This window comes from Streptomyces sp. DT224 (assembly GCF_049844595.1).
Lineage (GTDB): Bacteria > Actinomycetota > Actinomycetes > Streptomycetales > Streptomycetaceae > Streptomyces.
In genome coordinates, this window is record NZ_JBNCLI010000019.1 from 34,052 (window position 1) to 40,508 (window position 6,457).

General features: G+C 72.8%; 6 protein-coding genes. 5 read left to right on the forward strand and 1 reads right to left on the reverse strand.

Translation table 11 applies throughout. The features are described from left to right. Positions 1-30 precede the first annotated feature (30 nt). Positions 31-915, reverse strand: a complete 885-nt coding sequence (locus ACLQ2N_RS34500; protein WP_425819474.1) for an alpha/beta fold hydrolase — start codon at positions 913-915, stop codon at positions 31-33. A 240-nt stretch (positions 916-1,155) separates the two neighbouring features. On the opposite strand from ACLQ2N_RS34500, the gene ACLQ2N_RS34505 reads away from it, so the two are divergent. From ACLQ2N_RS34505 to ACLQ2N_RS34525, 5 genes are all read left to right on the forward strand, one after another. Next, the gene (locus tag ACLQ2N_RS34505; protein ID WP_383305671.1) at positions 1,156-1,941 is read left to right on the forward strand and encodes a response regulator transcription factor; all 786 of its coding nucleotides are present in this window, start codon (positions 1,156-1,158) and stop codon (positions 1,939-1,941) included. A gap of 24 nt (positions 1,942-1,965) precedes the next feature. Continuing rightward, entirely contained in the window at positions 1,966-3,006 is a 1,041-nt protein-coding gene (locus tag ACLQ2N_RS34510) for a LacI family DNA-binding transcriptional regulator (protein WP_425819476.1), read from the forward strand. 92 nt (positions 3,007-3,098) lie between these two features. Next, positions 3,099-4,163, forward strand: a complete 1,065-nt coding sequence (locus ACLQ2N_RS34515) for a S1C family serine protease (RefSeq protein ID WP_425819478.1) — start codon at positions 3,099-3,101, stop codon at positions 4,161-4,163. 71 nt (positions 4,164-4,234) lie between these two features. Further along, positions 4,235-4,966 (forward strand): response regulator transcription factor, encoded by a 732-nt coding sequence (locus ACLQ2N_RS34520; protein ID WP_425819480.1) that lies wholly within the window; start codon positions 4,235-4,237, stop codon positions 4,964-4,966. Then, positions 4,963-6,396 carry a sensor histidine kinase gene (locus ACLQ2N_RS34525; protein ID WP_425819482.1) on the forward strand — a complete coding sequence of 478 codons (1,434 nt, stop codon included), beginning with the start codon at positions 4,963-4,965 and terminating at the stop codon, positions 6,394-6,396. The genes ACLQ2N_RS34520 and ACLQ2N_RS34525 overlap by 4 nt, the downstream gene beginning before the upstream one ends. Positions 6,397-6,457 lie beyond the last annotated feature (61 nt).

Below are 6,457 nucleotides of genomic sequence, written 5' to 3' on the forward strand. Positions count from 1 at the left end.
GTTCGGGGGACACCGGCCCCCCATCATGGTTCACCGTTGCACCACCCAGTCGGCGATGCGGGTGAGCAAGGTCTCGTCGGCCGCGTTCTCCGCGTGCCCCATGCCGCGCTCCAGCCACAGCTCGGCCGCGTCGCCCGCGGCGGCGGCGAGCATGCGGGGGTGGTCGAGCGGGAAGTACGGGTCCCGGTCGCCGTGCACGATCAGCAGGGGGGCCGGGGCGATCAGTGCCGCGGCCCCGACCGGGGAGAGCGGGACCGGGTCCCACGCCTCGCGGTGGATGCGCGTGCGGAAGCCGTAGCGCCCGACGAGCCGTCCGGCGGGCCGGGTCACCATCCAGTGCAGGCGGCGCATCGGAGCCGTACCCCGGTAGTACCAGCGCGCGGGGGCGCTCACGGACACCACCGCGTCCGTATGTGCCCCCGTACGCGCTCCTGCGCGCCCCCCGTGCGCCGGAACGCTGCCGTACGCGCCGCCGACCCCGTCGTCAGCCGCCGGGGAGGCGTACAGCGCCCCGTGCCGCAGCACCACCGAGCCGCCCATCGAGAAGCCGACGGTCACCACCCGCCGGTGGCCCAGCGAGCGCGCCCAGGCGACCGCCGCCGCCAGGTCCAGCACCTCGCGGTCGCCGACCGTGGAGAACCCGCCGGACCTGCCGTGACCCCGGAAGGAGAACGTCACCACCGGCGCGTACCGGGAGAACGTGCGCACCGCCCGCCGCACCGCCGGGCGGTCCACCGAACCGGTGAATCCGTGCGCGACGACGATCGCCGTTTCCCCGCCGTCATCCCCCGTACACGGGTCGTACACCGCCTCGATCCAGATCCCGTCATCCGCCCGCAACGCGGCCCGCAGCGGTACGCGCGTGACCGGACGAACAGCGGAATCCGGAATTCTCCCCTCGGACACAGAACTCATGTGGGTTATTCTCCTGTGAAGAGGATCCGGGCAAAGCAGCCCCCGGGTCCTTTTGTGCTTTCCGGACGTTGTTACGACGACGTTTCGACAAGCTCAGCGGAACCGTACGAAGCAGAGCCGCATACTCCCCCGGGCCCCCGTCCGGGAGTGCCCCTCTCGCAGGGAACGAGGAGGACCGAACGTCATGGGCGAGCCGACCGTGCACCATCAAGGACCGACGAACCGGGCAGGTGGACGGCGATGAGCTCTCTGCTGCTCCTGACCAATGCCCTCCAGCCGTCGACGGAGGTGCTTCCCGCCCTCGGCCTCCTGCTGCACAGCGTGCGCGTCGCACCCGCCGAGGGCCCCGCACTCGTGGACACCCCGGGGGCCGACGTCATCCTCGTGGACGGGCGCCGCGACCTCCCCCAGGTCCGCTCCCTCTGCCAGCTGCTGCGGTCCACCGGGCCCGGCTGTCCGCTGATCCTCGTCGTCACGGAGGGCGGCCTCGCGGCCGTCACCGCCGACTGGGGCATCGACGACGTGCTGCTGGACACCGCGGGCCCCGCCGAGGTCGAGGCGCGGCTCCGGCTCGCGACCGGACGGCAGCAGATCACCGCGGACGACTCCCCGATGGAGATCCGCAACGGTGATCTCTCGGTGGACGAGGCGACGTACAGCGCGAAGCTCAAGGGCCGGGTCCTCGACCTCACGTTCAAGGAATTCGAACTGCTGAAATACCTGGCGCAGCACCCGGGCCGGGTCTTCACCCGCGCGCAGCTGCTCCAGGAGGTCTGGGGCTACGACTACTTCGGCGGTACGCGGACGGTGGACGTGCACGTACGGCGGCTGCGCGCCAAGCTCGGCCCCGAGCACGAGTCGCTGATCGGGACCGTGCGGAACGTGGGCTACCGCTTCGTCGCCCCCGAGAAGGTCGAGCGGGCGGCCGAGGAGGCCAAGGCGGCCAAGCGCGGTGTCGCCCGTTCGGAGCAGTCACGCGTTGCCGAGGTCACGGAAGAAGCCCCGGTCCGGCCTGCCAAGAGGTAGTTCCATCCGCGTAGACTGCCGCGCGTGGCCAAGGTGACGCGGGACGATGTGGCGAGACTGGCGGGGACGTCGACCGCGGTGGTCAGTTACGTCATCAACAACGGACCCCGGCCGGTCGCCCCGGCCACGCGCGAGCGGGTGCTCGCCGCGATCAAGGAGCTGGGCTACCGGCCCGACCGGGTCGCCCAGGCGATGGCCTCGCGGCGGACCGATCTCATAGGGATGATCGTGCCGGACGCCCGGCAGCCGTTCTTCGCGGAGATGGCGCACGCGGTCGAACAGGCCGCCGCCGAACGCGGGAAGATGGTCCTCGTCGGCAACTCCGACTACCGCGACGAGCGCGAGGTCCACTACCTGCGGGCCTTCCTCGGCATGCGGGTCTCCGGTCTCATCCTGGTCAGCCAGGGCCCCAGTGAGCGCGCGGCGGCGGAGATAGAGGCGTGGGACGCCCGGGTCGTGCTGCTGCACGAGCGGCCGGAGGCCATCGACGACGTCGCGGTCGTCACGGACGACGTCGGCGGCGCCCAGCTCGCCACCCGCCACCTCCTGGAACACGGCAACGCGTACGTGGCCTGCCTCGGCGGTACGGAGGAGACCCCGGCGGTCGGCGACCCGGTCGCCGACCACGTCGAGGGGTGGCGGCGCGCGATGCACGAGTCGGGCCGCTCGACGGAGGGCCGGCTCTTCCAGGCCCCGTACAACCGCTACGACGCCTACCAGGTGGCCCTGGAGCTGCTCTCGGGACCGGACAGGCCGCCGGCCATCTTCTGCGCGACGGACGACCAGGCGATCGGTGTGCTGCGGGCCGCCCGCGAGCTGCGCATCGACGTGCCGGGCGAGCTGGCCGTCGCCGGGTTCGACGACGTCAAGGAAGCCGGTCTGACCGATCCGCCGCTCACCACGGTCTCCTCGGACCGCCCGGCGATGGCGCGGGCGGCGGTGGACCTGGTCCTCGACGACTCGCTGCGGGTGTCGGGGTCGCGGCGGGAGCGGCTGAAGCAGTTCCCCTCGGCGCTGGTGGTGCGCCGCTCGTGCGGCTGCGGAGAACCGCCGGCGTCCGCCTGAGCCCTGGGCTTTATATCGGGCATACGCGGTTCTGCCGGGCTTCTCAGGGCGTACTCACACTCCTCTCATCTTGGCCGGACACTCTCAAAGGCATGACAGAGAGCCAGCGCCCGAGCGGCGAGTACCCGATGTACCCCTCGTACGGCAACGGCGAAGCGGCCTACCCGCCGCCGCCGTCATACCAGCCGGTCCCCCCGGCCTCCCCGGCCCCGACGGGCCCGTTCGGCCCCGCCCCCGCCGAGCCGCCCGCCGCCCGGCGCCGGGTCCGCAAGCCGGTCGCGCTCGTCGCCGCGGTGGCCCTCGCGGCGGCCATCGTCGGCGGCGGCACCGCGACGGTGCTCGGCAGGCTCACCGACTCCCCCGCCCCCACGGCCGCCGGGAGCGGTGTCGTGCCGGGCACCACCGTCTCGCAGAGCGACAAGGGCACGGTGGCCGGCGTGGCGAAGGCGCTCTCCCCCACCATCGTGGAGATCGGCGCGACCTCGACGGCCGGCCAGTCCACCGGCTCGGGCGTGGTCATCACCTCGGACGGCGAGATCGTCACCAACAACCACGTCATCGCGGACGCCTCGCAGATCAAGGTCACCCTCAGCACCGGCAGGACGTACACCGCCGACGTCGTCGGCACCGACCCCGACAAGGACCTCGCGCTGATCAAGCTGCAGGGCGCGAGCGGTCTGAAGACGGCCACGCTCGGCGACTCCTCCCAGGTCGCCGTCGGCGACCAGGTCGTCGCGATCGGCTCCCCCGAGGGCCTGACCGGCACCGTCACCAGCGGCATCGTCTCCGCCCTCGACCGCGACGTCACGGTCGCCAAGGAGGGCGACAACGGCCAGAGCCAGGGCCAGGAGCAGCAGGGCGGCGGGCGGCAGTGGCCCTTCGAGTTCGGCGGACAGCAGTTCAACGGCGACACCGGCGAGTCCACCACCACGTACAAGGCCATCCAGACCGACGCCTCGCTCAACCCGGGCAACTCCGGCGGTGCGCTGATCAACATGAACGGCGAGATCATCGGCATCAACTCGGCGATGTACTCGGCAAGTTCCGCGGCCGGCCAGGGCAGCTCCGCCGCGGGCAGCGTGGGGCTCGGCTTCGCCATCCCGGTGAACACCCTGAAGGCCGACCTCGACACCCTGCGGGCCGGGAACGGCTCCTGACCGTACGGGGCTGAGAAACTGGGACCGCCCCGCGCTCCGGCCCGTACGACCGAGAAGAGGACGAGACAGCGATGAGCCCCGCCGAAGACGATCCGCAGCGCATCCTGATCGTCGACGACGAGCCCGCCGTGCGCGAGGCCCTGCAACGCAGCCTCGCCTTCGAGGGATACGACACCGAGGTCGCCGTCGACGGCCTCGACGCCCTCGCCAAGGCGGAGTCGTACGCCCCCGACCTCATCGTCCTGGACATCCAGATGCCCCGCATGGACGGCCTGACCGCCGCCCGCCGCATCCGCTCCACGGGCGCCACCACGCCCATCCTGATGCTCACGGCCCGGGACACCGTCGGCGACCGCGTCACCGGACTCGACGCGGGCGCCGACGACTACCTGGTCAAACCGTTCGAGCTGGACGAACTGTTCGCCCGCATCCGCGCCCTGCTGCGCCGCAGCTCGTACGCGACGGCCTCGGGCGGTCCCGTCCCCGACGACGACGTGCTGTCCTTCGCCGATCTGCGCATGGACCTGTCGACCCGGGAGGTCATGCGCGGCACCCGGCGCGTGGAGCTGACCCGTACGGAATTCACCCTCCTGGAGATGTTCCTCGCCCACCCGCGCCAGGTGCTGACCCGCGAACAGATCCTGAAGGCGGTGTGGGGCTTCGACTTCGAGCCGAGCTCCAACTCCCTGGACGTGTACGTGATGTACCTCCGCCGCAAGACGGAGGCCGGCGGCGAACCGCGCCTCGTCCACACCGTGCGCGGCGTGGGGTACGCGCTGCGCGCGGGCGGGAGCGAGGGGTGACGGGTCCGCTGCGACGCGTCCGCGCGCTGCCGCTGCGCTCCCGGCTGGCGCTGCTGGTCGCCACGGCGGTGGCGGTGGCGGTGGCGGCGGTGGCGGTGGCCTGCTGGTTCGTGGCGCGGGAGCAGCTGGGGAACCAGCGGGACGAGACGTTGCGGTCCGCCAAGGTCGACAAGGACTACCTGGCCGAGCTGTACGGCTACTGCACCAGCGCCAGCAAGTTGCCGCCCCAGCCCTACACGGCCATGACCGTCCAGCTCATCGACGCCCAGGGGACCGCCTGCACCGCCCCGGACGCGTCCGCGCTGCCGGTGACCGGGGCCGACCTCGCGGTCGTCCGTGGCGAGCAGAGCGGTGCGCTTCATTCCGAGACCGACGCCGACGGGGTGGACATGCGGGTCTTCACCTACCCGGTGACCGTGACGGTGTCCCGCGGGCCGGGCCAGCCGCGCGCCGAGATCGATCTCGGCGTCTCCATCGCCCGCCCCCTGAGCGAGATCACCAAGCCGCTCTCCACCCTGGCCTGGGTCCTCCTCCTCGTCTCCGGCATCGGCGTGGTGGGCGCCGGCGCCGCCGGCCTCTGGGTCGCCCGTTCCGGCCTGCGCCCCGTCGACGAACTCACCGAGGCCGTCGAGCACGTGGCCCGGACCGAGGACCTCACCGTCCGCATCCCCGTCGAGGGCGAGGACGAGATCGCGCGCCTGTCCCGGTCGTTCAACTCGATGACCGCGTCCCTGGCGACCTCCCGCGACCGGCAGGCCCAGCTCATCGCGGACGCGGGCCACGAGCTGCGCACCCCGCTCACCTCGCTCCGGACCAACGTGGAGCTGCTGGCCCGCAGCGACGAGACCGGCCGGGCCATCCCGCCGGACGACCGCAGGGCCCTGATGTCCTCGGTCAAGGCGCAGATGACGGAGCTGGCCGCGCTCATCGGCGACCTCCAGGAGCTGGCCCGCCCGGACGCCGCCCAGCCGGGCCCGCTCCAGGTGGTGGCCCTGCACGACATCACGCGCGCCGCCCTCCGCCGCGCCCGGCTGCGCGGTCCCGAGCTGACGATCACGGAGGACCTGGCCCCCTGGTACGTACGCGCCGAGCCGGCGGCCCTTGAGCGGGCGATCGTCAACGTCCTGGACAACGCGGTGAAGTTCAGCCCGTCGCGCGGCACGGTCGACGTGGTGCTGCACCGGGGCCGGCTCACGGTGCGCGACCACGGCCCCGGCATCCCCGCCGACGAACTCCCGCACGTCTTCGAACGCTTCTGGCGCTCCCCGTCCGCCCGCCAGCTCCCGGGCTCGGGCCTGGGCCTGTCGATCGTGGCCCGTACGGTCCAGCAGTCGGGCGGCGACATCGCCCTCGCGCCCGCCCGGGGTGGCGGCACGGAGGCGGTGATCAGCCTCCCGGGGGCGCCGCAGCCGCCGCCGGACGGTGCTTAGCGGCTGCACAAGGGGGAAGGGGGGGGGGGGGGGGGGGGCGGGGCCCGCCGCCGCCCCCCCC

Excerpts from the sequence above, each read along its gene's own strand:
- ACLQ2N_RS34505 (WP_383305671.1), top strand. The coding sequence starts at position 1,156 with ATGAGCTCTCTGCTGCTCCTGACCAATGCCCTCCAGCCGTCGACGGAG.
- ACLQ2N_RS34515 (WP_425819478.1), top strand. The coding sequence starts at position 3,099 with ATGACAGAGAGCCAGCGCCCGAGCGGCGAGTACCCGATGTACCCCTCG.
- ACLQ2N_RS34500 (WP_425819474.1), bottom strand. The coding sequence starts at position 915 with ATGAGTTCTGTGTCCGAGGGGAGAATTCCGGATTCCGCTGTTCGTCCG.
- ACLQ2N_RS34520 (WP_425819480.1), top strand. The coding sequence starts at position 4,235 with ATGAGCCCCGCCGAAGACGATCCGCAGCGCATCCTGATCGTCGACGAC.